This is a genomic window from Aurantimonas sp. DM33-3 (assembly GCF_014334315.1).
Classification (GTDB): Bacteria; Pseudomonadota; Alphaproteobacteria; order Rhizobiales; family Rhizobiaceae; genus Aurantimonas; species Aurantimonas coralicida.
The window spans coordinates 1-23,346 of record NZ_JACSGS010000001.1 but is presented as its reverse complement, the minus strand read 5'-3'; the positions used below and the strand labels follow the sequence as shown (position 1 = coordinate 23,346).

21 protein-coding genes and 5 pseudogenes are annotated in these 23,346 nt (G+C 60.2%); 13 read left to right on the top strand and 13 right to left on the bottom strand.

Features of this window, described 5'->3' with window-relative positions; translation table 11 throughout:
* Positions 1-198: 198 nt before the first annotated feature.
* Positions 199-1,230 (bottom strand): IS110 family transposase, encoded by a 1,032-nt coding sequence (locus tag H9Q09_RS00130; RefSeq protein WP_187389408.1) that lies wholly within the window; start codon positions 1,228-1,230, stop codon positions 199-201.
* 70 nt (positions 1,231-1,300) lie between these two features.
* Positions 1,301-1,564 (bottom strand): annotated as a pseudogene (locus H9Q09_RS00125) (transposase); the annotation flags it as partial.
* A gap of 421 nt (positions 1,565-1,985) precedes the next feature.
* On the opposite strand from H9Q09_RS00125, the gene H9Q09_RS00120 reads away from it, so the two are divergent.
* Positions 1,986-2,399 carry a MarR family transcriptional regulator gene (locus tag H9Q09_RS00120; protein WP_187389407.1) on the top strand — a complete coding sequence of 138 codons (414 nt, stop codon included), beginning with the start codon at positions 1,986-1,988 and terminating at the stop codon, positions 2,397-2,399.
* A gap of 703 nt (positions 2,400-3,102) precedes the next feature.
* Here H9Q09_RS00120 and H9Q09_RS00115 read toward each other — a convergent pair.
* From H9Q09_RS00115 to H9Q09_RS22405, 6 genes and pseudogenes are all read right to left on the bottom strand, one after another.
* A complete protein-coding gene (locus tag H9Q09_RS00115; protein WP_187389406.1) occupies positions 3,103-4,773 on the bottom strand; it encodes a hypothetical protein in 1,671 nt (556 codons plus the stop codon).
* A gap of 605 nt (positions 4,774-5,378) precedes the next feature.
* Positions 5,379-5,558, bottom strand: coding sequence for a hypothetical protein (locus tag H9Q09_RS00110; RefSeq protein ID WP_187389405.1), 180 nt, complete (start codon positions 5,556-5,558; stop codon positions 5,379-5,381).
* 56 nt (positions 5,559-5,614) lie between these two features.
* Positions 5,615-6,598, bottom strand: a complete 984-nt coding sequence (locus tag H9Q09_RS00105) for a ParB N-terminal domain-containing protein (RefSeq protein ID WP_187389404.1) — start codon at positions 6,596-6,598, stop codon at positions 5,615-5,617.
* Positions 6,599-6,726: 128 nt separating this feature from the next.
* The gene (locus H9Q09_RS00100; protein ID WP_187389403.1) at positions 6,727-7,722 is read right to left on the bottom strand and encodes a hypothetical protein; all 996 of its coding nucleotides are present in this window, start codon (positions 7,720-7,722) and stop codon (positions 6,727-6,729) included.
* A gap of 1,212 nt (positions 7,723-8,934) precedes the next feature.
* On the bottom strand, positions 8,935-9,309 hold the full coding sequence (locus H9Q09_RS00095) for an EF-hand domain-containing protein (protein ID WP_187389402.1): 375 nt from the start codon (positions 9,307-9,309) through the stop codon (positions 8,935-8,937).
* Positions 9,310-9,586: 277 nt separating this feature from the next.
* Positions 9,587-9,957: pseudogene (locus H9Q09_RS22405) on the bottom strand (sodium-independent anion transporter); the annotation flags it as partial.
* 128 nt (positions 9,958-10,085) lie between these two features.
* On the opposite strand from H9Q09_RS22405, the gene H9Q09_RS00085 reads away from it, so the two are divergent.
* The 11 genes and pseudogenes from H9Q09_RS00085 to H9Q09_RS00035 all read left to right on the top strand — a co-directional run.
* Entirely contained in the window at positions 10,086-10,631 is a 546-nt protein-coding gene (locus H9Q09_RS00085) for a MucR family transcriptional regulator (RefSeq protein ID WP_187389400.1), read from the top strand.
* Positions 10,632-10,712: 81 nt separating this feature from the next.
* Positions 10,713-10,975, top strand: a pseudogene (locus H9Q09_RS00080) (flagellin); the annotation flags it as partial.
* Positions 10,976-11,194: 219 nt separating this feature from the next.
* Positions 11,195-11,605 carry an NADH-quinone oxidoreductase subunit A gene (locus H9Q09_RS22400; protein WP_228240426.1) on the top strand — a complete coding sequence of 137 codons (411 nt, stop codon included), beginning with the start codon at positions 11,195-11,197 and terminating at the stop codon, positions 11,603-11,605.
* Entirely contained in the window at positions 11,596-12,726 is a 1,131-nt protein-coding gene (locus tag H9Q09_RS00070; RefSeq protein ID WP_187389399.1) for a hypothetical protein, read from the top strand. Before H9Q09_RS22400 ends, H9Q09_RS00070 begins: the two co-directional genes overlap by 10 nt.
* Positions 12,723-13,646: an NADH-quinone oxidoreductase subunit H gene (locus H9Q09_RS00065; protein WP_187389398.1), complete on the top strand. Its 924-nt coding sequence runs from the start codon at positions 12,723-12,725 to the stop codon at positions 13,644-13,646. Before H9Q09_RS00070 ends, H9Q09_RS00065 begins: the two co-directional genes overlap by 4 nt.
* Positions 13,637-14,401, top strand: coding sequence for an NADH-quinone oxidoreductase subunit J (locus tag H9Q09_RS00060; protein WP_187389397.1), 765 nt, complete (start codon positions 13,637-13,639; stop codon positions 14,399-14,401). Before H9Q09_RS00065 ends, H9Q09_RS00060 begins: the two co-directional genes overlap by 10 nt.
* On the top strand, positions 14,398-14,703 hold the full coding sequence (gene nuoK, locus H9Q09_RS00055) for an NADH-quinone oxidoreductase subunit NuoK (RefSeq protein WP_187389396.1): 306 nt from the start codon (positions 14,398-14,400) through the stop codon (positions 14,701-14,703). The genes H9Q09_RS00060 and nuoK overlap by 4 nt, the downstream gene beginning before the upstream one ends.
* Positions 14,703-16,628, top strand: coding sequence for an NADH-quinone oxidoreductase subunit L (locus H9Q09_RS00050; protein ID WP_187389395.1), 1,926 nt, complete (start codon positions 14,703-14,705; stop codon positions 16,626-16,628). The genes nuoK and H9Q09_RS00050 overlap by 1 nt, the downstream gene beginning before the upstream one ends.
* Positions 16,629-16,631: 3 nt before the next feature.
* On the top strand, positions 16,632-18,128 hold the full coding sequence (locus tag H9Q09_RS00045; RefSeq protein ID WP_187389394.1) for an NADH-quinone oxidoreductase subunit M: 1,497 nt from the start codon (positions 16,632-16,634) through the stop codon (positions 18,126-18,128).
* Between the two features lies 1 nt (position 18,129).
* A complete protein-coding gene (locus H9Q09_RS00040) occupies positions 18,130-19,542 on the top strand; it encodes an NADH-quinone oxidoreductase subunit N (protein WP_210315161.1) in 1,413 nt (470 codons plus the stop codon).
* A gap of 76 nt (positions 19,543-19,618) precedes the next feature.
* A pseudogene (locus H9Q09_RS00035) lies at positions 19,619-19,723 on the top strand (transposase); the annotation flags it as partial.
* Positions 19,724-19,749: 26 nt separating this feature from the next.
* Here H9Q09_RS00035 and H9Q09_RS00030 read toward each other — a convergent pair.
* The 3 genes and pseudogenes from H9Q09_RS00030 to H9Q09_RS00020 all read right to left on the bottom strand — a co-directional run.
* Positions 19,750-19,917: pseudogene (locus tag H9Q09_RS00030) on the bottom strand (copper oxidase); the annotation flags it as partial.
* A 207-nt stretch (positions 19,918-20,124) separates the two neighbouring features.
* Positions 20,125-20,328 (bottom strand): hypothetical protein, encoded by a 204-nt coding sequence (locus H9Q09_RS00025; protein WP_187389392.1) that lies wholly within the window; start codon positions 20,326-20,328, stop codon positions 20,125-20,127.
* A gap of 231 nt (positions 20,329-20,559) precedes the next feature.
* Entirely contained in the window at positions 20,560-21,027 is a 468-nt protein-coding gene (locus H9Q09_RS00020) for a MarR family winged helix-turn-helix transcriptional regulator (RefSeq protein WP_187389391.1), read from the bottom strand.
* Positions 21,028-21,695: 668 nt separating this feature from the next.
* Between H9Q09_RS00020 and H9Q09_RS00015 the strand changes: the two genes are divergently transcribed.
* Positions 21,696-22,379: a hypothetical protein gene (locus H9Q09_RS00015; protein WP_246715945.1), complete on the top strand. Its 684-nt coding sequence runs from the start codon at positions 21,696-21,698 to the stop codon at positions 22,377-22,379.
* Between the two features lie 175 nt (positions 22,380-22,554).
* On the opposite strand, the gene H9Q09_RS00010 is transcribed toward H9Q09_RS00015, so the two are convergent.
* Both H9Q09_RS00010 and H9Q09_RS00005 read right to left on the bottom strand, forming a co-directional pair.
* Entirely contained in the window at positions 22,555-22,824 is a 270-nt protein-coding gene (locus tag H9Q09_RS00010; protein WP_187389389.1) for a copper chaperone PCu(A)C, read from the bottom strand.
* Positions 22,821-23,346: DUF411 domain-containing protein (locus H9Q09_RS00005; RefSeq protein ID WP_348646260.1), on the bottom strand; the 526-nt coding region annotated here is incomplete at its 5' end. The genes H9Q09_RS00005 and H9Q09_RS00010, both read right to left, overlap by 4 nt.

Here is a 23,346-nt window from a genome sequence, read left to right as displayed (position 1 = left end):
CTGCGCCAACGTATCCGGTCTCGGGGATTGGCCCCGGCCAAGATGGAGCTTCCGCGCGTACCGGTCCTCATAAAATCGTCGGCGTCAGACGCCATTTTTTGGATCAGGATCTCGGCACACCGTTCGACTGTCAGGCCATCTTTTCAGTCCACTCGCAGACAACGCTGGCCAGAAAGTCTCCCCTCCAGCCGAACTCGATTATGCGGCCGACGGGATCGCCTTCAGGTCGAAGGGCCGCCCGGTTCTCAATACCGCCCAGATGATCCTTGCCATCTTGGCGGCCAACGCGACGATGGCCGTGTTCTTGTGCGCTCGCGACAGCAATCCCCGCAGCGACTCGCCCATCAGTGTCTTGCCCTTGGACAGCGACGGCAGGGCCGCTCGCGCTCCGTGTATCAGCATCCGCCGGAGGTACCCGTTGCCGCGTTTGGTGATCCCCAGGAGCCGCGGCTTTCCTCCGGTCGTCATCTGTCGAGGAACAAGACCGAGCCACGCCGCAAGATCGCGGCCACGATTAAACGTCTCGGCCTTTCCGACCGAGGCTACGAAGGCGGTCGCGTTCAAAGGACCGATCCCCGGGATTGTCGACAGCAGCTTCATCGACCCATCCGTGCGGGCGAGGTCCGCGAACTCCGTATCGAGGGCGCCGATCCGGTCATCGAGGGCGCGCCACTCGTCCCGCATATCTTCGATCAGCTCCCGGATCCGGCGGCTAATCGCCATTTCGCCCGCGAGGAGTTGGTCAAGCTGGCGCTCCAGCGTGCTTCGCCCTTTCGCAATCACAATCCCTCGCTCGAGCAGGATCGCCCGAAGCTGGTTGATCAGCGTCGTGCGCTCGCCGACGAGACGATCCCGGGCCCGATGCAGAATTTGCATATCGAGCTGCTCGTCGCTCTTCAAATCGACGAAGCGCATCGTGGGGCGGGTCGCGGCTTCCGCTATCGCCTCTGCATCCCGATCGTCATTTTTCTGCGCCTTCACGTAAGGACGAACATATTCCGGCGACATCAGCCGTACATCGTGGCCCTGCTCGCGAAGCTGTCGACCGAGATGATGGGCTCCACAACAGGCTTCCATCGCCATCACGCAGTCCGGCATTCTATCCGCCAGCTTCAGCACGTTGTCCCGACGCATCCGGCGCCGCAGCAGCACTTTTCCGGTTTCGTCCAGACCGACGACGCTGCAAATGTCCTTTCCAAGATCGATACCAAGGACCCTGATCTCATTCATAAGCTTGCCTTCGTGCCATCCTGATCGACGACGCAATCATGCGCCGAGGGAAAGGGGCGAGCCATTCCATAAAATCGTTCGCCAGCGTCAGCTCCCCGATCTTGGCATGCAGCGTCTTCACGTCGACCGTCGGCGCCGCGGCAATCGCAGCCGCTTCCGGCCCAAAGACACCGGCGGCACCTTCCAGGAGCTGGGAACGCCACTGCGTAATCTGATTGGGATGCACATCAAACTGCTGTGCCAGCTCGGCAAGTGTCTTCTCGCCGCGCACCGCAGCGAGCGCCACCTTCGCCTTGAAGGCCGGGTTGTGGTTCCGCCTGGGTCTCTTTGTCATCGTCTCTCCTGATCACGGTCATCCTGGCCGCCTTCAGGCAGACAATCCACTCAGCCCGCTGTGCAGATTGGCCGAGCCACCTCTGACCTTCCTGTTGGATGAAGTGGAACGCCTGGGTGGCGCTTACCTGGGACGTTTTGTCCACGGTGGCGAGGTGGGTGATAATCTTTCACAGAGAAACGGGGCCTGCGGAGCGGCGACGAGAAGGTCCTTCTGGCCGAATTCGATAAGGTACTTGCGGAGCACGTGCAGTTCCTTCGTTGCCGGGTGCGTCTTCAAGTACCATTCGGAGCTACTTTTTCGCCTACGGATCGGCGACTGATCCGTCAAGAGTCCCTTTCCAAGTATTCGTACATGGTATAGGCGGACGGGTGAGGCCGCAGACGATAGCGGCCATGGACAGTCCCGAAGGAGCCTCCCCATGCACCCTCAGATGGTCAACGCTCTAGTCTACCTGACGCGCGACGTCCTCGATCTCTACGAGACCCGCCGGGAGACCCATGCGTCCATCCCCCGTGACGAGCTGATCTCGATCTGCGTCAAGGACGTTCTGGGGCGGTCCGAATTCGACAAGCGGTCGATCCTGGAATCAGAGCCAGGGATGACCGTGCCCAAGGCCGCCACCCTCGTTGCTCTTGCCAATCTGGGCGGTCGCGGCATGCTGGGCGAAATCGTCAGCAAACTGGGAATTCCCAAGCAAACCGCGTATGCGAGGGTGGGCGAGCTGGAACGCCGCGGCTATGTCACGCGGGTCGAGAAGCAGCGCGGCCTTTACGAGCTGACTCCGAAGGGCAAGGTCACGGCCCAAGCGCTGAGCCGCGACAACGACGGCTGATACTGATGGACAGGAAATGGACGAAGCGCGACAATCGGCGTGCGAGTGCTCTTAAGATTTTCTCCGGAATCGTTGATTTCATCGCCAAACCAGGGATATGCAGAATTAAACCATACCCATGCGTCGATTAATACAAACAGTTATTTAAGCGGCATAGTGAGATCTGCATCGGATGTCCTGACGGGATCAGGGATCTTATCCATTTTATACTTTGGCTCAATCTGCGCGAGACCTCCCTCAGCCTGTGCGTCTTCCGCGACAGGCAAGCCATCATCGACGCTTGCTGCGATGCCTGGAACCGCGCCACCAGAGATCCAAGCCGCATCCGGTCCCTCTGCAACTACCCGTACATTAAAGCGGTCAGTTCATGAGCGGGCCGGTATCAGATGTTCGGTGCCGGCAACTGCCGACCCGCCACAAGCGCATCGAGTTCGACATGGGGTCGGTCATCCACCAGTATTAGCTCAGATTGTCGTCGTAGAGCCGCATGCGGTCGTGGGAAGGCAGGTCGCCCTCATAGAGCATTTCCATGCTTGACCACTTCGCTCGCTCGCCACCACCTGCACCGTTGCGGTGCCCACACTGCGATAGACTCTTGACAAAACCAAGTGAAACTAAAGTGCCAAAGTAGTGCTAGACGATGGTCACACCCCCGACGGATAGGCCTAGACACTAACAATGAGAATTGCTCTGGCCTAAATTTTCAGCGGCCAGGAACTGCTGAACTTCCCTTTTCGTCGACATACCTCCGGTTTTTATCAATTCGAACGGCGTAGAGGTTGCAGTCAGCCTCACAACCTCTTACCTCTTGCCAGAAGCTCAACGACTCGCGCACAGTCCTTTGGGGAAATATTTCGGCTTCCATTCCGCCGGGATAGTCGATCCGGTTGCAGCCCGTGCATCGCACAGCCACTTCATACTCGACCTCCGCCAAGGTCATGTCCGACGGTAGTGACGGAAGAGCATCACGCATTCGGATCCTGCCGCGCTCCATCAAAACAACTTGCCTACGAAGAGCGTCGGCCTTGGCTTCTCTTTCGACCGTAGCTTCGTCCAGCCCCACCGCATGGACGCGGTATCTGAATTCCGCCGCATCCCGAGCGTTCTGAACGGAGAGATGGTTCGCTTTTTCGGTATCGAGCAAATCCGGCCTGATCGCCTCCTCTACGAGGAACTCATAAAGGACTTGCCGGAGGGGCTGGGATTCCAATGCCTTCCGGAGCCCGTACCCGCGCAGCCTCCGTTTTCTGGCATTTCCGGTAAAATCCGACTTCGTCTCCATTTCATGCAACGCGATCAGCCAGGCGTTCGCCGCACAACTGTCGACGACATTGTATTGCCTTTCAATTTTCAGAAGGACGCCGACAGGGATCTGGAACCGGGGATCGTCTCTTGGCGAAACCCGCCGCACTGATCCGGAATCGTATGTCTGGCGACGCAAGAATGGTAGGCGTTCGACCGACGGCAACTCGATCTGAACGAAGAATGCGGCAAAATCGCCGACCGTACGGACGCTAATCGGCAAGTTTGGCTCGTCGCGTTCTTCCCCAGGACGCCGCGGCCGGGAAAAATCCCGCATCGCGGCGTCGATAACGGTTCGTTTGATCTGGGCTGCGAACCCGCCCCCCTGACGCCTGTATGAAGCGTTTTCAGCTAGATCTTCAATTCGAAATGATACGGAAACACCTGTCCCGTCGGGCACCTTCGTCCGCATCTCCCGCGTTCGAGATACGATCAGGCGGTACAGTGGGAGTGTATAGATCGAGCGAAAATTCGAGATGGCGACGAGATCGAGATAACCATACTGATGCTGGCCAGACAGCGCTCGCCGCAGAACCTCTGAAACCTGAAACCGTATATCGGATCCGACCAGTTCGAGAGAATCGAACGGAAGAAAACCCACCGTGGGCGACGGCAGGCGCCGCCGCCATGGACGGCGTTTACGGCTGACGAGATTGCCCTGCCGATCTTCGTAAGCCCTGAAAGCTTTCGGACGAAATGCCTCCCTCTCCTTCAGGTCGACGATAGAAAGAACCATTGCTCCCAGCGACTCAACGGCCACCTCGAGCTCCCCTCTCCGGGCTGACCTGCCTAACACGGCGAGAATTGCCCGCGACGGAACCAAGTGCGACGCAGGACGCATCGAGCGATCCGCATCGATGGCCACCGCAAGAAGCGCTTCGAGCAGAACCTGAACGGTCTTGGTCGGAGGCTGCTCCCCGACATAGCGCAGTCGCTCGAGATAATGTACGGGCCGCGGGGTACGGAATGTGATCTGGCGGAATTCCGCGGCGTCTGTCAGTTCGCCGAGGCGGCATGGCGCCTGGTTTCCAGGGCGAAATCGTCTGCGGGCACGGTTCTGTCTGCGAGGCATCGGAAATACGTCGTCCTTTGCGGATAGTTACACACATACTCTGTCGTTTTTCCTGAATTTGCAGAAGCTTATCGTCATTGGGTTTTCGAAATATAATAATGATGGTCGTACCGGAACCCGAAGGTGAGCCACGCCGCCAGTCCTACCGATGCCGACCGACAGGTCCTCCCTCTTCGACCACATACATTTGCTGTGACTAGCTATTACATTTCAAAACTTTCCCCGCAGAGAGCCAGAGAATCTCGGCGGTTAGTCGCCAAATGATGTGTTGAAATCCGCGACAATGCAGCAGTGAAGCGTACGTACAATCGCCGTCCGCTCAACTGAGGCAGGGCGCGATCGCGTCGGAGCTACCGCTTTGCAAGTCTTGCGGCGATAGCTCTCGACATTCATATCGAAGATCGCGGAATGGTGGACGAACCGGTCGACAACGACAACAGTAATGGCCGGATCCGGCAATGGGCGTCTCCCCGTCACCGGAAAGGTTACTGACCTAAATCGTGGGTGTGGGCGCGGATCAAGCGTGTACCGTTCAGCTTGAACACGACGCGGATCTCGACCTGATCCTTGGTCAACTTAGCAAAATCGCCGACAATCATCAGGTGCTAGCCGTCGAGACGCGAGAAAACCGCTTCCAGAGTGAGATCGCGGCGGTTGATCTGAAGCTTTTGGACGAGATCGGTCGTTCTGGCGAAGACGCGCCAGTCATTCTCCTTGAGGATGGAATTGATGGCGAGAGGCCGCGGCCAGATTCGACATTGCCGATCTGGACGAAGCAGTTCCATGGTGCCCCGTTCCCAAGGCATCCATCTATTCTGAGCCGTCTTGGATCTCTGTTTGCTCATAGCGATGCCTTATCTGCGATGTCAGAAAGCCGGCTGATCATGCCGCGCAGGCGTTGGCAGAAGGCGGCTTTTTCGCTGGTTGGGCAGCTTTCCATGACCGCCCCGATATCCATCTCATCGATGCGATCTGCAACAGCAAGCAATGTTGCATAAACCGACGCTGGCCCGTCGAGAACCGCAGAGTTTCCGCCGTGCACCCGCTTACGTTTTCGACGAGACACTGCGGATTCTTCGAGCGCCGCGAGGTCGCGGCCGACTTTCTGTAACTGTTCGTCCGGTTCGACTTTCGCCAACTCATCGAGATAGCTGCCGCGATCGAGGCGGGTGCCTTGAAGGGCGTGGTGCGCAGCTTCGACAATACGTTCGCCGCGCTGAACGGCGCGATCAATTGTCCGCTCGCTAAGCCCCGTTTTCACCGAGGCGTCAACAGAGAAGCGATTTTGGTGTTCGCCAATTTGGCGAACACCAGAACTGTGCTGATTTCCTCGATATTCGCCGAGTCGCGTCTCCGGAAACAGTTGCTGGTAGAGCGCTTTGCGGCGGCTCAGCTGCTCTGCCTGCTGACTCGGCGTCAGTGCGTTGCGAACGAGGTTTTCGTCGATCATCCGGAGTTCAGCATGGGCGTCCTCGCTTTCAACCACACAACAAGGAATGGAGCGCATGCCCACCGCGTCGCATGCTGCGAATCTATGACTGCCCGCAATAATCTCGTAACCGTCAGTCACAGCGCGAACGAGAAGGGGATTGATCAGTCCTTGGTCCCGAACGCTGTCCGCGAGAGAGGCGACGAATTCGTCGTTTAGCGGCCGCGCATCGCTCCGTCGATGAAGATCATCGACTTCGATCATCTGCGTGCGAAAGAATCGATCCACTCCTTCGACCAGGCTTCCCTCGTCGGGGAGATCAGGTGAGGCCAGTTGTCCGTTTTCCAAAGTTTGCTCCATGCCATTTTTGCCGAGCGAGCCGGCGATGGCGGGCAAACTGACAATCTGAAATCACGCCGTCGAAATACGCGGACACGCTTTTCGCGTGCTTTTTCGCGTTATTGCGGATGGGTACTTCCAGAGCGGATTAACGCGAACCTTTCAGGTTCCGACCTCCAGCCAGTTCATTCTCGCTGGAGATCGCCGCAGAGTGGGCATCGGCCCGGATCAGGGCGATCTTGTCGTGGACCGGCAGGCCCAGGCCGCCTCCACTCGAGAGGGATCAGCGGGTTCTGTCCTCGATTGAAGCTACTATCGGGCTTCCATATATCTCGAATCCGCTGTGGCCTAATGTTGCTTTTAACTGCGCAGGCTTCGAGACGCTCCCGCGTTGAACGATACGCGCCAGCTCGGCCATGGCTTTCCCAATGTTCTACATGCCGTTTCACGAATTCAATAGCCTCGGAGAACGGAGCGTTTCTTTCCACCTTCGTATGACGGTGCCCGAACTCCCTCTTAAGCACGGCCACAAGGTCGCCACGATGCACGAAAATATAGTGTGGCCATCGTTCCGGATGAGCAGCCGACTCGGGATGTTCGGTCCAGACTGCGGGCGGAACCTGTGCGGAGGCTTCTCCAACCTCCTTTTCGTAGCTCATAAGGCAGGCGATAAAAAATGCAGTCGAAGAGTCGGATCGCCAGCGTTCGATCGGAACCGACCGAAATTGACCGTCCCCATCTATCTCTCGAACGACTGAGGAAATTTTACCCTCGGCGATCTGCTTTTGGAGGAACGACATGACTGTTCGCACGCGTTCGAATGAAGCGACAAGCGAGTCCGCAATCAGTGCGTCGTATTCGCAGTATCGCTTCCATTCGCCCAGCGTTGGATAGAATCCCTCATCAGCTGGCGGGCCTAGGCCTTCGAACTGACCGATCAGGTCCCGGGCGTTAGACCGGTCCAGTTCAGTAAGGTTCGGATACTGATCGACCCGCGGCTTCTTGCGAAATCGCTCGTGCAGCTCGTGACCATTCCAATCATCCGGAAAGATGGCTTTCCCGCAGATCTGCATTGCGCGGCCCAGAAACATATATGGATCCGTGTCCATCGGCCACATTTGCTTGCAGATCCAGAAGCCGAGACGCTCTGCTTGCAAGCCACTGTATTCGAACACTGTCATTTTTATTCAGTACACCAATGCATTGACGTCTGTGTCCGTTCTCGACGAAAGACATTTTCGACAAATTAACAAGCGCGGCTTAGGGAAGTCTCACCGGGCGCTCATGGAGGGGCAGCCAGGCCTTTTTCACTGGAAGCCCGCACACCGCAGGATGCGCTACTGGCTGGCGGGATGAACATGATTTTCGAATTGTACCTCGATCCAGCGGGAGAGTTCGGCCAGTATCCAAGTGGACACGATCCTTCTTTTCGTCGGCGTCCCAGAACCCTGGCTGTCGGCTGTCCCCGCATGCCATCCTCCCGCTCTCGCTCATCAGCGATGCCGTCCAGCTTCGGGCGGTTGCTCTTTCCGCAGGTCGCGCAGGCCCGCCGCGCCGTTGGCGCTATAGCGCCACACTCAGGATCAGCAGAATTTGCTCAGTTGCGCAGCGTCTGCCGGACCATTCCCCGCCGCCTCGATCCAAGCCCAAGCCGCTACCGTGCGAAACGAACGAAATTTCGTTATCGTTCGCTTTTCTAGCACCTGTCAAAACGGCCAATTTCGAAGGGTCCGATAAGCGAATGTTATCGGACCCATGCAACGAGCGGTGAGACACAGATCCTCTTATAAAAAGGATTGGGAGCGCTCCGCGACCGGCCTTCGACTCGATGACAGACGGAAATATGATCGCGCAAGTAAGCTTTCCGGACGACGCACCCTGAGCTTGCACTCGTTCTACCTATCGACCTGTACAGCCAATTTGGTCATGACTTCGGGAACCCCGTCGCTAACGAGGTCAATCGTTATGCTGTAGGTACCCGCGATGATCGAGCGACAACGACCGCTATAGGCGAGGTAGTTGGCCTTTCGCCGCAGCAGTAGCTCGGTCCTCTGATCGAGCACTGTCGTCCCGTCCGGCTGAACGATCTGAATGCGGAATTGATCGCCCTGTCGCACATTAATGGCCCAAACCAAGCGAGCGTGGCTTCATCCCCGTTTTTCGCCACCTCGCCTGCGACCAAGCTAGGTAGTGTCGGCGGCACGCTGGACAAACTCGTAGCGAGAATGGGGTCGCGTCCGTCAATTCGGTGGAAATTGGGTGTAACTGAAGCGGCTCCGTTTCAAGCGGTTGCGGTGGGAATCCGTATAATCCAACCCGCTGAGAACGGAATGGCCGCCGCCGGTTCATCGCGCCCGCCTGAGCAGCGGGCGCGAGGATGTGTCACGAGCGGGTTAGTTTCCGCCCGGGCGCATCATCTGCATGAAGCCGCGCATCTCCTCCATGGTGACCTCGCCGTTGTCGTTTTCATCGACGCGGTCGAACATGCGTGCATGCACAGCCTGCACCTCCTCGAGTGATAGGGCCCCGTTGCCGTCGGTGTCCATCATCACGAACATCATCGTCATCATGCCGGGGGCCATGCCACCCATCTTGCCGCGGCCCATTCCTCCACGGCCTTCAGAGGACATCATGCCAGGCTGCCCCATCATGCCGGATTCTCCGGTCGCAGCGGCGGCACTCTTGCCCGTCTCATTCGTCTGCGCCGAGGCGGCGGTGGCGAGGCCGAACGCCGTGGCGGCCGCGAGGGCGAGGAAACTAGTCTTCATTCGATTTCTCCTTCTCCTGGGGTTGGATTCAAGCGCCGAACGCATGGCGGCGCCCGGCTGATACCCCGAGGGCGGAAGCGGCTCCGGACGAGCCGTCCCGACGCTGCAGCGAAGAACCATCGGCGCCGTTCGTTCGGCGCGACCACCTGAACAATGCCGGGTGGGGAAGCGGACTGGTAGTGACTAAGCACTGCGACCTCATTGCATTTCTTCATTGTAGGGATGCACCGTCGCATCTGCCGCGGCTCCGTTTCTTGATCCAAGTCAAGAATCGACATCACGCAATCGCGTGGGCCGGCCGGCACTGCGGGCCCGGCTCGGGAGATGAGACTAACTGACGCTCCAGGCATGCATTAAATAGTTCGTCACGCTGCTGGCCCGGTCCGATCAGCCCGAGCGGCCGCGCCGGCGCATTCGGGGGGAGCCCTCGCGTCGCGTCGACCTGCGACAGGAACACCTGGCCGGTCAGCTCGCCCAGGAAGCGCGAGCGCTTCAGCCGGTCCATCACCGCGGCCCATTGACTTCGGACAGGTGGAAGGTGACGCTGGCGTCCTCCAGTCGCTGGTTGACCGCCTCCGGGTTCTCCAGCGCCGAGGCGTCGATGAAGTTCACCGCCAAGCACATTAGAATCATATGCTAAAGCTCCGGATCAGCGATGACACTCTCGACTGACTTGCTTCCAGAATAAGACCGATTACATTCTCGCTTCGGGGAATAATTTCCGGAAATCGTTGGGAAGCTCGAACGCCACATGTAGTGGGAAGGATAGCAAGAGAATGAATATTGCTGGCGGCGTGGTCCGTGATGAGTTCGAGAAGGCGGAGGCGGCTCAGAAGAGCCTGTCCGCGCTTACGGCCAGCATCGTGGTTTCTTACGTGTCGCGCAATTCGGTACCGGCTGGCGGCGTCCCTGACCTCATCGACACGGTCCATGCGGCATTGACCGAAGTAATGCATCCTGTCGTGCCGAAGGCTGAGACGAAGTCGACGCCGGCAGTTTCAATCAGGAAGTCCGTGCAGGATGAACAACTCACCTGCCTGGAGTGCGGGAAATCCCAAATTTCGCTGAAGCGGCATCTCAGGGTCGCTCATAGCCTCGACCCGTTAGAGTATCGGGAAAAGTGGGGCTTGAGGCCAGATTATCCGATGGTGGCTCCTAGCTACTCGGCTCGCCGGTCTGCATTAGCTAAGCAGCTTGGACTGGGCCGCAAGCCCAAAACCGTGGCGGCTTCCGCGAACAATTCAGAAGACGCTACCGAGAGAACCCCTGTCAACGCGAAGCGAAAGCGGGCTACTTCTGGCACCAAGACCCAGGAATCCTAGCCTGCCCGCTGACGGCAGAGTGGAATCGAAACACTTTGTCCGCTGAGGGTTTAGACTTCAAGCACCAAACGCGTAGGTTATATCAGCGGCGTTGACGATGCCCTGCAGCGGATGACAACGACTACCTCGAACCTAGGCGCGGCCAAGAACCGCATGGATATTCAGTCGGAGTTCGTCGCTAATCTGCGTGACTCCATCGAAAAGGGCGTCGTTACGCTGGTCGATGCGGGCATGACGGAAGAGTCGACCCGCCTGAAGGTTTTGCAGACCCAGCAACAGCTGGGCGTCCAGGCCTGTCGATCGCTAATTCCTCCTCGGAATCGCTTCTGCCCCTGTTCCGGTAAAATAGCGGGCAATCACTTCGAGTGGAGCAGGTCCGGTCGCAAGGCCGGACCCACATGATCGCCTAGCTGTCAAAGCAAAAATTCAGACCGATACGCGGCTCCTGTAAACAGTCAAGCGCTGTGGAAAGTCCCTTCATTCATCTAGATACAGAACGCGGATGAAGGATCTGAATCTGGCCGAAAGCTGTCACTGAAACCGAGTGGGATTTGCTGACCAGCTTGACGATCGCCAAGAAGGCCACAAGTCGACAGCGCAATCAGGTCGGAGAGGAGATGGCGTTGGAAGGCTTGGCTGGCGCCCTTGTCATCGCTTTTGTCGCAGCTTCGATCGCAACCGTGATCCGGCTCGCTCCCTCGGGTTCTGCGGAATCCCTCACAGAACCTCAGAAGACGCCATTCCTGGGCGGTGGGGCACCGGATACTCATGCCTGGCAGCGCTACCACATCCGCTATTACCCGATGACACTGCTCTTCATCGCCTTCGAGATGGAGATGATGTTCATGTATCCTTGGGCCGTCGTCTTCGTCGAAGAGGGCGGCAAGGCGATGATGGAAATGGGCATGTTCCTCGCCATCCTGTCGGTCGGGATTGTCTATGGCTGGCGAGAGGGCATCTTCCGGTGGCAATAGCCATTCTTCGCCGCCTCGCGGGCGCGGCGCCCGCTCCAGCATTCCCGGCCATCGGCGCCGGGATGCGCGCTGCGGCAGACGACCTTTTTCTCGACGGCCGACTCATCCGCGCCGACAGCATCCGCCATGCGCGAATTCTGCTTGTCGCGGGGCCGGTACGGGAGGCCGATCAGGACGATATCCGCCGCCTGCATGATCAAATGCTGCATCCTCGCGCGACGCTCTGGTGGAAGTCGAATCCCGTGCCGGACTTCGCTGAACCGGCGACTTGCGACGAGGACGATCCCGTCGCGGCTATCGAGGCGATCCATCGTGCGCTGATCGAAGGGGCACGGGACAGCGAACCGGACATCCTACCAAACGAACCACCCAATCCCTGGCGCGGCAAGGGAGATTACGGCCAAGGCGGCGAAGGGATGATGGGCGGCACCCCTTATGGCCGCCCGATGGCGATGACCGACGATGACCTGCGCGACGGATTGGCGCTCGACGCCTATACCGCGCCGTTCGGCCCGTTCCTGCCGATGCTCCCGCCGGGCTTGAAGCTGTCGGTGACGTTGCAGGGTGATGTCATTCAGACCGCAAAGCTTTTGCGACCGCCCTCTGCCCAGGCGGAGGCCTACGACGGAACGGTCACCGCCTTACGGGCTCTTGGGCGTTTCCTGCCGATCCTCGGCCTCGAGGCACACGCCGTCCGCTGTCTTGAGGCCGCTCGATCTTTGAGTGCCGGAAAACCCATAGAGCTGGCCAAAATCAGACAATTCCTTTTCTGGTCCGGTGCGCTTGCCGCGATCCCGTCCGGCATCGGCATGGTTGAGGATACCGACGTCCGGATGCGGGTCGAGCGATGGCTGGCCGCGCTGGACGAAAGCCCGACCGGGGGGCTCGACGGTTCCGCGACGATGTCTCCCCTCAAACCTGCTCGTCTCGTCGACCTGCTGCGCGGGCGTGAGTGGAGTGAGGCCATTCTCATCGTCAACAGCTTTGATACCGACACGCTGATCTCCCTGGCGCCTGTCGAAGCCGAGGACGCTGAGACGGAGGGTCGGGCCCGCGAGGACGGAATCCGGATGGATCATGAAGGGCATGGCACACATGCCCACGGAGCTACGGGCACATGACCCAGGTGCTCGCGATCATGGTTCTGCCTCTGTTTCTCTTGGCCGGCATCGTCGCGGCCGCAGTGCTTGACCGGGCAGTCCCTCCCCTCGTCGCCGGTCGCTCCTTGAAAGCAAGCTTTGTTGGCCCGATTACGGTGGCGTCGTCTCGGGCAATGGGGCAGACCGGCGCGACCGAGCATCCCGACACGATCAGCTGGATTCTTGCTCCCATCCTGTATTTCACACTGGCCGCTATCGGTTTGAGCGTCGTTCCCTTCGCGCCGGGCGTCGTCGCCGCGGATCTCGATGCAGGTATAGTCCTGTGGGGCGCGTGCGAGTCGCTGACGGTCGTCGCGGTGTTCCTGCACGGCTGGTCGGCCAACTCGCCGCTTCCCCTGATCGGCGCCTATCGCTACGTCGCGATCGGACTTCCGGCCATGCTCCTGTCCATGTTCGTACTGATCGCGGCTGCGCTTCCGGCACAGTCTCTGGCTGTCACAGACATTGTCGAAGCGCAACGCAGCGTCTGGAACATCGTGCGCCAGCCGGCCGGGTTCGTCCTATTTCTCATGCTTGGTCTTTCGCTCAGTCTGCGCGGCCCCTTCGATTTTGCCGATCCCTACGATCTGGCTGGCGGAACGACGGCCGAAATCTCCGGGGCGGCCCGCCTGACATGGTGGCTGGCGCGGCTGGCCATGCTCGTCTCGGTTTCCGCAATGACGGCAACCGTCTTCCTCGGCGGATATCTCGGCCCTGTCCTGCCCGGCTTCGTCTGGCTGGTCGTGAAGACAGGTCTCGTTCTGGTCGTCCTCGTCGGCGCTGGCGAAGTCTTCGCCCGGCTGCCGCCGGACCGGATGATGAACCTGATCTGGCTGGCGCTGTTGCCCCTATCGTTTCTCATGCTGGTCGCCGTCGGCGTGGAGCTGCTGCTATGGGGCTGATCGATCTCACTTTCCTGGTGCTCTCCGCAATCGCGATCGTCTCCGGCTGGCGTGTGTTCGCGACCGATTCCATGGTGCGCGCCTCGTTTCTTCTGCTTTTGTCCTTCACGGCCGTGGGCCTGATCATCCTGATGCTGGCGGCGCCATATATCGGCATCGCGACCATCTTCATGATGGCGGTGGAGATGATGGTGATGGCCCTCTTCATGGTGATGTTCATGATGAACCCCGCCGGGCTCAACCCCATGATGATGGTTCACCAGAACCGCTTTGCGATCGGCGCCGGCATCGTCGCCTTCTTGGGGCTGAGCGCAGCCGTCCTCACCACGGATTTCCCGACCGACCCGGTCGATCCGGGCCGGCAGGTCATCCGTGACCTCGGCCTGGAGATGCTCGGTCCGTCGATGCTCATCTTCGAGACCGCGGGCGTCACGCTTCTCGCCGCGATGGTGGGCGCGGTCGTTCTGTCGGCACGAACCGGGCGTTTCGGTCCTTCGGACGAGGGCTCTCGCCCCCCGGGACTGGAAGTAGGCGGCGAGCCAGCCGGCCGCCGGGTCGAAAAGGCAAGCGGTCACGGCCATCATCACATGCACGATTCCCATGTGGGAGACGAGGACGCTCAGCACGCGGAGGGAAATCCGGAAGCTGACGGTCACAACGCCGATGGCGGCGAAAGCGGGCGGCGGCCGTCGCTGCGTAGCGATTGGTCGGCCGGGAACCGATCGATGACCTCGAAAACGGAGGCGACCTCGTGAGTCTCGTCAGCGTCCTGATCGTCGCAAGCGCTCTGATCGGCATCGGTCTATACGGCGCCCTTTCCCAGCAGTCCTTCGTCATGCTGATGATGGGACTCGAACTCATGCTCAATGGCGGCCTCCTCGCGGTGATCGGGTTCTGGTCGTTCAGCCTCGGCGGAGCACCGGAGGGGCAACTTCTCGCGATCATCGTCATGGCCGTGATGGCCGTCGACATGGCGGTCGGCTTTGCGCTCGTCACCGCCGTCTATCGAAAACGACAGGCCGACACGACCGAAAGTCTCGGGACGATGAAGCACTGATGCTGTTCCTGGTCGCCCTCCTGCCTGTCCTTGCCGCTCTCGGCATTCCGTTGGCGTTCCGGCTCGCCGGTAGCGCGGATCGTCGCTTGCTCTTGGCCATTGCGATGGCTGGTCTCGGTCTCACGCTTCTTCTGGCGTTGCTGGCCGCCGCGGGCGGCTGGACCGGAATCATCGTCTGGTCGGGACCTCTCCGCCTGACTGCGGTGCTGACACCGATCGCCGGCGCCATGGCGATGCTCGTGCCCGTAATCGCACTGCCGATCCTCGCCTATGCCGCCTTTCACGAAGACGAGATCGGTCTCGGGCGGCTGGTCGCAATCCTGCTCTTGTTCGTCGCCGGAATGGAGCTTCTGTTGATCGCCGACGATCTGCTGACTCTTCTGATCGGCTGGGAGTTGGTCGGTGTCTGCTCCTATCTTCTCATTGCCCATGAGTGGCGTCATGCTGACAACGCCGCCTCCGGCCTCTACGCCTTCTTGATGACGCGCTTCGGCGATCTCGGACTGTTCGCGGCGGCGATGGCGGCCTATGCTGCGACAGGCTCGTTCTCCTACGACAGTCTAAGCGATGTCTCCGGACCGCTCGCCTTCGTCGTCGCGTTCGGCCTCCTGCTTTCGGCTGTCTCGAAGTCCGGCCAGATCCCGTTTTCGCCTTGGCTGTTCCGCGCCATGGCGGGACCGACTTCGGTCTCCGCGCTCCTCCACGCGGCAACGATGGTCGCCGCAGGCGCCTATATCCTCATCCGCCTTGAACCATTCCTGACGACGGTACCGGGCGTCCCTGAAACGATTGTTGCGATCGGACTGGCGACGGCTCTGTTGGGCGGGCTGGTGGCAACCCTCCAGAACCACGCCAAGAAGCTACTCGCCGCGTCGACGTCGGCTCACTATGGCCTGATGTTCGTCGCGGTCGGGTCCGGATATCCCGGAATCGCCTTCCTGCATCTCGTCGCTCACGCCGCCTTCAAGGCGGTCTTGTTCCTGGCCGCCGGCATCGCGGGGGAACGAGCGGGAAGCTATGGCCAACATCTCATGGGATTTGCCAGGGCGTTGCCCCTCGTCGCTGTCATGACAGCCATCGGCGCCCTGTCGCTAGCCGGCCTGCCGCCTCTTGGCGGCGCCTGGACCAAGGAAGCCATCGTCACGGCTGCGGAACATGGCAGTTTGTGGGTGGCGGCGGGTGTAATCCTCGCAGGCGCGCTCAGTGCAGCCTACGCGACCCGGTTTCAACTTTCAGCGTTCGGGCTCATCGAACGCCAGGAGCAGGAAGCTTCCAAAGCCAAACCCGGCCGGGCCGAAACCGGCGCCGTCGTGGCGCTGGCCCTGCTGACACTGGCGACGTCTCTCGTTTGGGTTCCGTCGGTGCGCGAGGCGCTCGGTCGCGCCCTCGAAATCGAGCTCATCGAGGCGAGCCTTGCCACACTTGTCCTGTCGACCGTCGCCGTCGCTTTGGGTGTCCTGATTGGCATTCTCTTGGTCCGCCGCTTTCCGGAGATCGGTCTTACGGGACGGTCTTCGGAGACGGCGGATTGGCTCGGCCTGCCGGACCTGATCGAGCGGACCGTCACCCGCCCCGTGACACGCTTGGCAGTGGCAGCCGCGGCGGTGGACGATCGGGTGATCGATGCCGGCGTCCGGCTGATCGCCGATAGTGGCGCTCGCGCCGCGCGGCTTGGCGGTCGGAAGGACGATCGCGTCCTCGACCGCGGCGTCACTGCCACTGCTGACGCCGTCCACTGGCTCGCCTCGGCGAGCGGCCGCACGGGCGAATGGCTGATCGACGGCATCGCCGACGGCACCGCCCTGCTCGTCGGGCAAAGCGGGCGCGATGCCCGGCGCCTCCAGACAGGCATGTCCCACCACTATTACGCCTTGGCCACCGGCGGTGCGATCATCGCCTTCCTGTTCCTCCTGATTGTTTCCTGAGCCATGCTGACACTCTCCATCCTGCTGCCGCTGATCACATCACTTGCCCTGGCCGTGCGATCGGCCTGGAGCGAGACGATGGCGCGCCTGATAGCGATGGCGGGGGCGGGTCTGTCGCTGCTGATGCTGGTCATCGTCTGGATGGGTTTCGACACGGGCGCGGACGCGCCACCGTTTCAGGCCGTCGGCGAGCTCCAATGGATTCCTGCGCTCGGCGTCGCATGGCGGGTGGGCGTCGATGGCATGGCGCTCGCCATCTCACTGATGAGCGGGCTCCTGTTTCTCTGCGCCCTCGCGTGGCCAGCGGATTACAAAGGCAGGGCGCGGCAGTACTATGCGTGGTTCCTGTTCCTGCAGGGGGTCTCGCTCGGTCTGTTCCTGACCCTCGATCTGCTCGTGTTCTACGTCTTCTTCGACCTCAGCCTGGTCGGCATGTACTTTCTGATCGGTCGCTGGGGCCACGGCGACGCGGAATACGCGGCGCTCAAATTCTTCATCTACACACTGGCTGGATCGCTGGCGATCCTGCTGGCCATCCTCGGTCTCGTGCTGGCGAACGATACGCTGACCTTCGACATGCGCGAATTGATCGCCGCGCAGCCCCTGCAGGGAGTGGACGTTCGGTCGAGCCTCGTGCTCCTCGGATTTCTCGTCGGCTTCGCGATCAAGACACCGCTCGTGCCGTTCCATACCTGGCTGCCGCTTGCCCATGTCGAAGCGCCGGGACCGGCCTCGGCGATCCTGGCTGGCGTACTGCTCAAGATGGGCACCTACGGGATCGTGCGGATCCCCTTTTCGATGATGCGCGAAACCTTTGCCGCCTACGCTCTTCCCTTGGCGATCGTCGCCCTCATGTCGATCCTGTGGGGTGCGATCGTCGCGCTTGGCCAAACCAATCTGAAACGGCGGATCGCCTACACCTCGGTCAATCACATGGGCTACACGGTTCTCGGCATCGCCGCGGCCGGCGCGGCGATTGGCGGCGACGCGGCGCGAACCCTGGCGCTAAACGGCGCGATAACAGAGATGGTCGCGCATGGTCTCATCACCGGCGCCCTCTTTCTGATGGCGGGCTCATTCTGGCAGCGAACCGGAACCTATGAGCTTTCGGCCTATGGCGGGCTTGCCCGCGTTGCGCCGAAGCTGATGATCGGATTTTTCCTCGCCGCCTTCGCCAGTTTCGGCTTGCCGGCGCTGGCCGGCTTCGTCGCGGAGTTTCAGATTTTTGCTGGCACCTTTGCCATCTATCCGTGGCTCGCGGCGATTGGCCTGATCGGCATCCTCATTACCGCCGCGTTGTTCCTGTCGATGCTGCAGAAGATATTCTTCGGTGACCTTGTGGATCAGCGTCAGGGCTTCGCCGATCTCAACAGGACCGAGGTCGGATTTCTCGCGCTCCTTCTCGTCCTAGTCGTGCTGATCGGCATTTATCCCGGCTGGCTCCTTACCATGATCGAAACCGGGTCCGCTTTCCTGCCTCTCCAGGGGACCGAAGGCTGACATGATGCCGCTTGGAGATATTCTCCCGGAGATCACCGTCATCGTGACGGCGGTCGCCATCCTTCTGTTCGCGACTTTCGCCCCGCAACGGCTGCAGTGGATCGGTGCGCCCATCGCCCTGTGTGGGCTAGGCTGTGCTGCCTTCCTTTGCGGACTTCAGATCGGGTCGGAGCGGCTGACCTTTACGGGAAGCTGGGCGCTCGATGCGGCCAGCATATGGGGGCGGCTGCTCATCCTCGGCGCGACGGCCTTCGTTGTCGTCATGTCGCCCGATTGGTTCGAACGGGACCGGCGGCATGGCGAATACTACGCCATCCTGCTGTTCTCGGCGCTCGGCGCGATGGCGATGGCCGGCGCCGCCGATATGCTCCAGCTTGTCATCGGCGCGCTGCTCTCCTCGGCGACCGGCTATGTGCTGGCCGCCTATCATCGCGACTGGGCCTTGTCGGTCGAGGCCGGCATGAAGTTCTTTCTGATCGGTGCGCTGGCCAATACCAGCCTGATGCTCGGCGCCATCATGATGGTCGGTATGCTGGGCGATACAGGATTCACAGGGATGAGCGCCGCGCTGGCCTCCGGTAAACCGTCGCCGGTCCTGTTGCTGGGGACTGTCCTCGTCATGGTGGGCCTAAGCTACAAGCTCGGCGCCGCGCCGGCTCACGCTTGGATGCCCGATGTCGCCGAAGGCGCTCCGGCCCCATCCGCCGCCTTCCTGACAGTTGTGCCGAAGATTGGAGCGGCGATCATGCTAGCCCGCCTCGTCTCGCTGTTTCCTCTCGATACGGCCGCTATCCGGCCCCTGGTAGCGGCCTTGGCGCTGATCACCATGACGATCGGCAACCTGGCTGCCCTCTGGCAGGACGATCTGCGCCGGATGCTCGGCTGGTCGTCGGTCTCGCAATCGGGCTACGCACTGATGGCGATTAGCGTGGTCGGGCTCAGTCCCGCCGCGATGCCGGCCCTGATCATATTCCTTCTCGGCTACAGCACCGCCAACCTCGCGACCTTCGCCGCGATCACGCATCTGCGTGGCCGCACCGATCGCGCCGATTTTTCCGGCCTGGTCAGCAGCAGACCGCTGGAAGCGATCGCCATCATCATCGGGCTCTTATCGCTGGTCGGCATCCCGCCGCTAATCGGCTTCGTCGGCAAGCTCGAACTGTTCCTCGCGACGATCGAGGGCGGATACACGTGGCTGGCGGTGGCCGCTGTGGCCAACACGGTCGCCTCGCTGTTTTATTACCTGCGCTTCATCGCACCGATGGTCTTCGCCAAATCATCGAGCGTGCCGGCAACGCTTGGGGCATGGTCCGGGGCAGCCATGGTCTCCGGGCCCATTGCCATTGTCTTGCTTGGCCTGTTGGTAAACGTCATCCTGGCGCCGCTCATCGGGACCGAGCTATTGCCCAGCTGATCCTGGGCTGCTGACCTATCACTGAGTTTTTCCTCCACCTGAAGTTAGAGTCCGACCTCGATTGAAGGAGGGACAGATGAAGCGGAAGCTGTTTACGGAAGAACAGATCATCACGGTGCTTCGGGAGCACGACGCGGGCGCGGAGGCTGGAGATCTGGCCCACCAGCACGGTGTCAGCGAGAACTCGTAATCGCCCGGATATGCCTAATCGTCGACCGCAAGCCCGTCCCGAACCTTCATCAGGGTGAACATGCCGCCCATCTCGAGGGAGCCGAACTGCCCCCAACCGGCCATCGTCGGGATCGCGTTGTCCGGCAACGGCATCGCCATCTCGGCCATCCCGGTTTCACCCATCGGCATATAGTCCGGTTGGATCGGAGACTGCGGGTATCGGGATGCAAGAATCCGTCATAACAGGCCCCGAATTCGATGAACTGAACCTTCTCATTGGGAACACGTGAAACTGGTCGACCAATGCTCGGCAATAGGACGGAATCTGGCTGGAGCTAGACGCTCGTCATGGTCGTTCTATTTGGTGCCGAAGTTTAAAATGACCAACGGTGGAGCGCTCGATTGTCAGCGTTAGCCGTCAATTGCCCGGACGACGACCCCCGCTTCGTCCAGAAGGAAAGTGACGATCTGCGGATCGGCAGATTCCTCAATCTCGACGATGCCACTGGTTTCATCTACCCTCACGGCGAAAAGGTCGCCGAAATGTCCTCGAAGTTTCTCCAAAATCGGCTTTGAGCAGCCGGGTGTCGCGCCTTCAATCCAATACTTCCGCATAGCTGTCCCTTCACGCCGGCTGTTTCTGTTGACCTAAAACAACATTCAGCCCCGCGTCGATCCACCTCGGCCACACGGCCGCGGCGGTTATGCTGTTTCCGCAGATCCGGTATAATCGAATGCGGCGTCATAAAGGGGCTTCGTCCTCAGGTAAGGCAATCAGTCACTCAGGCGGACGCTTGGCTTCAGCGGCAAAATCGAAGGGTGCTCTTTGCCGAGTGGGCTAGATTTTCATCGAAGGCGACGAAGCCGCTCTTTGAGCCGCCTGTCCATCAGACACAGGCCTTCTCGGATCTCGTCTGTCTCGGCCAGCGACAGCTCGCTGAAAATCTCCGTTTCGAGAGTCTGCCAGATATCTCGAACGGCGCGCTGTGCTTTTGAACCTTCTGAGGTCAGGGCCAAACCTATTTTGCGAAGGTCGCCCGGCATCGAAACCCGCTTGGCAAAACCGCGATCGACAAGCCGATTGGTAATTTTCGAAGCCGTCGAGGCGCGAATGTTTAACTCGTCAGCGACCTCCCCCAGGCGTTTCGTGGCGTCGATACGCAGAGCATCCAGAAACTGATCCTGGCCTGGACACAATCCGATTTCTCGGAGCGCGATCTCCACGTGACATCGAGTCAATTTCGCGACGTAACAGAGGTCTTCGATGAAGTGTATCTCCGGCTCTATCTCGCGGACCGCGATAGCGAGGTCCATGTCGTCTCCTCTCTATGATGCAGAAAGCCATCATAGAGAGGAGACGACATGGATCTTCGGAAAAGTTATTCGCCAGGTACGGATAAGCGTGTTGATCATATGCGATCCGTTCCCTTCGCACTGACACACTCCAAACCATGGTCACTTACAGCCAGGGCCTCGCGGAGATGTTCGATCACTCCGTCGATCTGTTTGCCGGGTATCGAAGACTGGCCATATGCCTGGCCGGCCCCCGCCGGTGGTCCGAGGCAAATCCTGGTTCAAGAGCGGCTTTTGGGCCGTGGCGGGCGAAGCTGGTCCGGATGGCGAAACCGGCCATTGCAGGACCTGCGGTGTAGGCGGGTAATAGACAGGTGGGGGCCTGCCGTGTTGTAGTGACAGCACCAGCTTCTGATCGGAGTTATCGGCCCCCTTGCAGGACTGCCACGGCGACTGCATTGGATCGCAACCGATCCGATGCCAAAGGAAGCAACCCTCGCCATCGCATCCCGAGAGTACGGACCGGGAAACCATCGAAGGTCGTTCTCGTCACCCTGCGCTTCCTAGACGCCACCCAACTTAGGCCTTAGTCAGCCCCTAGGGGATTGCACCTCTCCCCATATTTTCACAGCAATTCGTGAATGCTCCTGCGGAGGGGCTGAACAACGACGCGTTTGGGATCGACCGACATGGCAAAGTTTTTCGCGAAATTCACTGCGATCGCAATTTTGATCGCGGCTTTTGCCGGTTGCTCATCGACTTCTTCGAATTCGAGTATGACGGTCGGTGCTCCTGCCTCGAGCTTCGCCGGGATCGATCAGCAGGTTCGGTTCGCACCCTGGTCGGGGCAAAGTGCCGTTGGCCAGTTGGCGAAGCCCTACTTCATCTCGTTTCGTGCCCGTAATGCCGAGAGCTACGGCCACTCGTTCGTCGCCTTCGGCGAACTCGATTCTCGTGGCAACGTCCCCTACGACAATGGGGGAGTCCTTGTCTCGGATATGACCGAGATCGCCGGTCTTCACCCCGCAGGAGGCAACGCTGTCTATACCATGGGCCATATCGCTCCGGTCCCATCCGAGACCGGCTTTTCGGATGGTGACACCGAGATCAGGTATCTTCAGAACGAGATGACCATCGCACTCACACCGGAAGAGTATCGGCGTATCCTTGGCCGGATCCGGCAGCTTCAGGGCAACAGCCCGCTCTGGCATGCTGTGGCCTATAACTGCTCGTCTTTCACGAACAAGATCGCTGACTTTATGGGCATGGAAACGGTCAACCACTTGCTCTTCCCGCGTAATTACATTGCGGCGCTGAAGGACGCCAATTCCGGCGTCGAGACGCTTAGCGGGAGTGTTGATACCTTAGGGTGAACTTTCCCGCCGGTTGATCTTCGATTGCTTCGACAAGCGGGCTATTTGATTTGCTTCGTATTGTGGGTGTTTTCGACTGAAGCCGGACATTTTGAAGCCTCCTCTGAAGGAGCTATCCCGGACAGTCCCCGGAAGCCACCATCACAGTCTCCCGAGGTTCAATGAGAACTCCGTCTTAGACGCGGCGCATCCGTGCGACGCCGTTCTCCACTGAGGACTCGTGAAACTCGAACCGGCCCCCGACAGTGGCCGATCCGCCGATCAATCGGTCCGCATCGGCACCGTCATTGCAGATGGACAGATATCCCGCCTTCGCCGTTGGCGGTGTCGGGCGGGACGACGGATGGTCGATCGTGAGACCTCCGGATTTGAACTCATGCGCCGTCACGGACCCGAGAAGGCTGAGGGAGACGAGGAACCCGCTCGCGAAGTGCACAACCCTCATTTGGGGTACCGCGCATAGACCGTGGAGGTCCCGTCTCGCGCGACGAGGTGCACCTCGTAGGGTTCGTCGCTCTCACCCATACCGGGGCTGCCGGCAGGCATGTCGGGAACGGTTAGACCGATCGCGTCAGGCTTTTCTGCGAGGAGCCGTTTGACCTCCGCGGCCGGAACGTGACCCTCGACGACATAGCCGCCGACGAAGCCCGTATGGCACGACGTCAGGCCTGGCTTCAGTCCGGCCTCCATCTTCTTCGCGTAGAGATCCGCCATTGCGAGGTTCTCGTTCTCGACCTCGAACCCGGCCTCCTCGAGGTGCTTCATCCAGCCGATGCAGCACCCGCACCCCGACGTCGAGAACATCTCGACGTTCTCAGCCGCCAGGACCGACGTGGACAAGAGAGCGAGCACCCCGGCGAGGAACGTCGTTCGCTTGGACATCATGGGTTCAACCTTTCGTTCGTCATCAGATCCGGCGCCGGACGGCGCTTCGGTAGTCGAGACAGGCGAGGCCGAACGAGCGCTG

Bases quoted from the DNA above. Each gene is read 5' to 3' on its own strand.
- H9Q09_RS00085 (WP_187389400.1), top strand. From the start codon at position 10,086: ATGAATATTGCTGGCGGCGTGGTCCGTGATGAGTTCGAGAAGGCGGAG.
- H9Q09_RS00100 (WP_187389403.1), bottom strand. From the start codon at position 7,722: ATGACAGTGTTCGAATACAGTGGCTTGCAAGCAGAGCGTCTCGGCTTC.
- H9Q09_RS00025 (WP_187389392.1), bottom strand. From the start codon at position 20,328: ATGCGGAAGTATTGGATTGAAGGCGCGACACCCGGCTGCTCAAAGCCG.
- H9Q09_RS00110 (WP_187389405.1), bottom strand. From the start codon at position 5,558: ATGGAACTGCTTCGTCCAGATCGGCAATGTCGAATCTGGCCGCGGCCT.
- H9Q09_RS00095 (WP_187389402.1), bottom strand. From the start codon at position 9,309: ATGAAGACTAGTTTCCTCGCCCTCGCGGCCGCCACGGCGTTCGGCCTC.
- H9Q09_RS00045 (WP_187389394.1), top strand. From the start codon at position 16,632: ATGCTGACACTCTCCATCCTGCTGCCGCTGATCACATCACTTGCCCTG.
- H9Q09_RS00115 (WP_187389406.1), bottom strand. From the start codon at position 4,773: ATGCCTCGCAGACAGAACCGTGCCCGCAGACGATTTCGCCCTGGAAAC.
- H9Q09_RS00060 (WP_187389397.1), top strand. From the start codon at position 13,637: ATGGGGCTGATCGATCTCACTTTCCTGGTGCTCTCCGCAATCGCGATC.
- H9Q09_RS00015 (WP_246715945.1), top strand. From the start codon at position 21,696: ATGGCAAAGTTTTTCGCGAAATTCACTGCGATCGCAATTTTGATCGCG.
- H9Q09_RS00065 (WP_187389398.1), top strand. From the start codon at position 12,723: ATGACCCAGGTGCTCGCGATCATGGTTCTGCCTCTGTTTCTCTTGGCC.
- H9Q09_RS00040 (WP_210315161.1), top strand. From the start codon at position 18,130: ATGATGCCGCTTGGAGATATTCTCCCGGAGATCACCGTCATCGTGACG.
- H9Q09_RS00130 (WP_187389408.1), bottom strand. From the start codon at position 1,230: ATGAATGAGATCAGGGTCCTTGGTATCGATCTTGGAAAGGACATTTGC.
- H9Q09_RS00120 (WP_187389407.1), top strand. From the start codon at position 1,986: ATGCACCCTCAGATGGTCAACGCTCTAGTCTACCTGACGCGCGACGTC.
- H9Q09_RS00010 (WP_187389389.1), bottom strand. From the start codon at position 22,824: ATGAGGGTTGTGCACTTCGCGAGCGGGTTCCTCGTCTCCCTCAGCCTT.
- H9Q09_RS00020 (WP_187389391.1), bottom strand. From the start codon at position 21,027: ATGGACCTCGCTATCGCGGTCCGCGAGATAGAGCCGGAGATACACTTC.
- H9Q09_RS00050 (WP_187389395.1), top strand. From the start codon at position 14,703: ATGCTGTTCCTGGTCGCCCTCCTGCCTGTCCTTGCCGCTCTCGGCATT.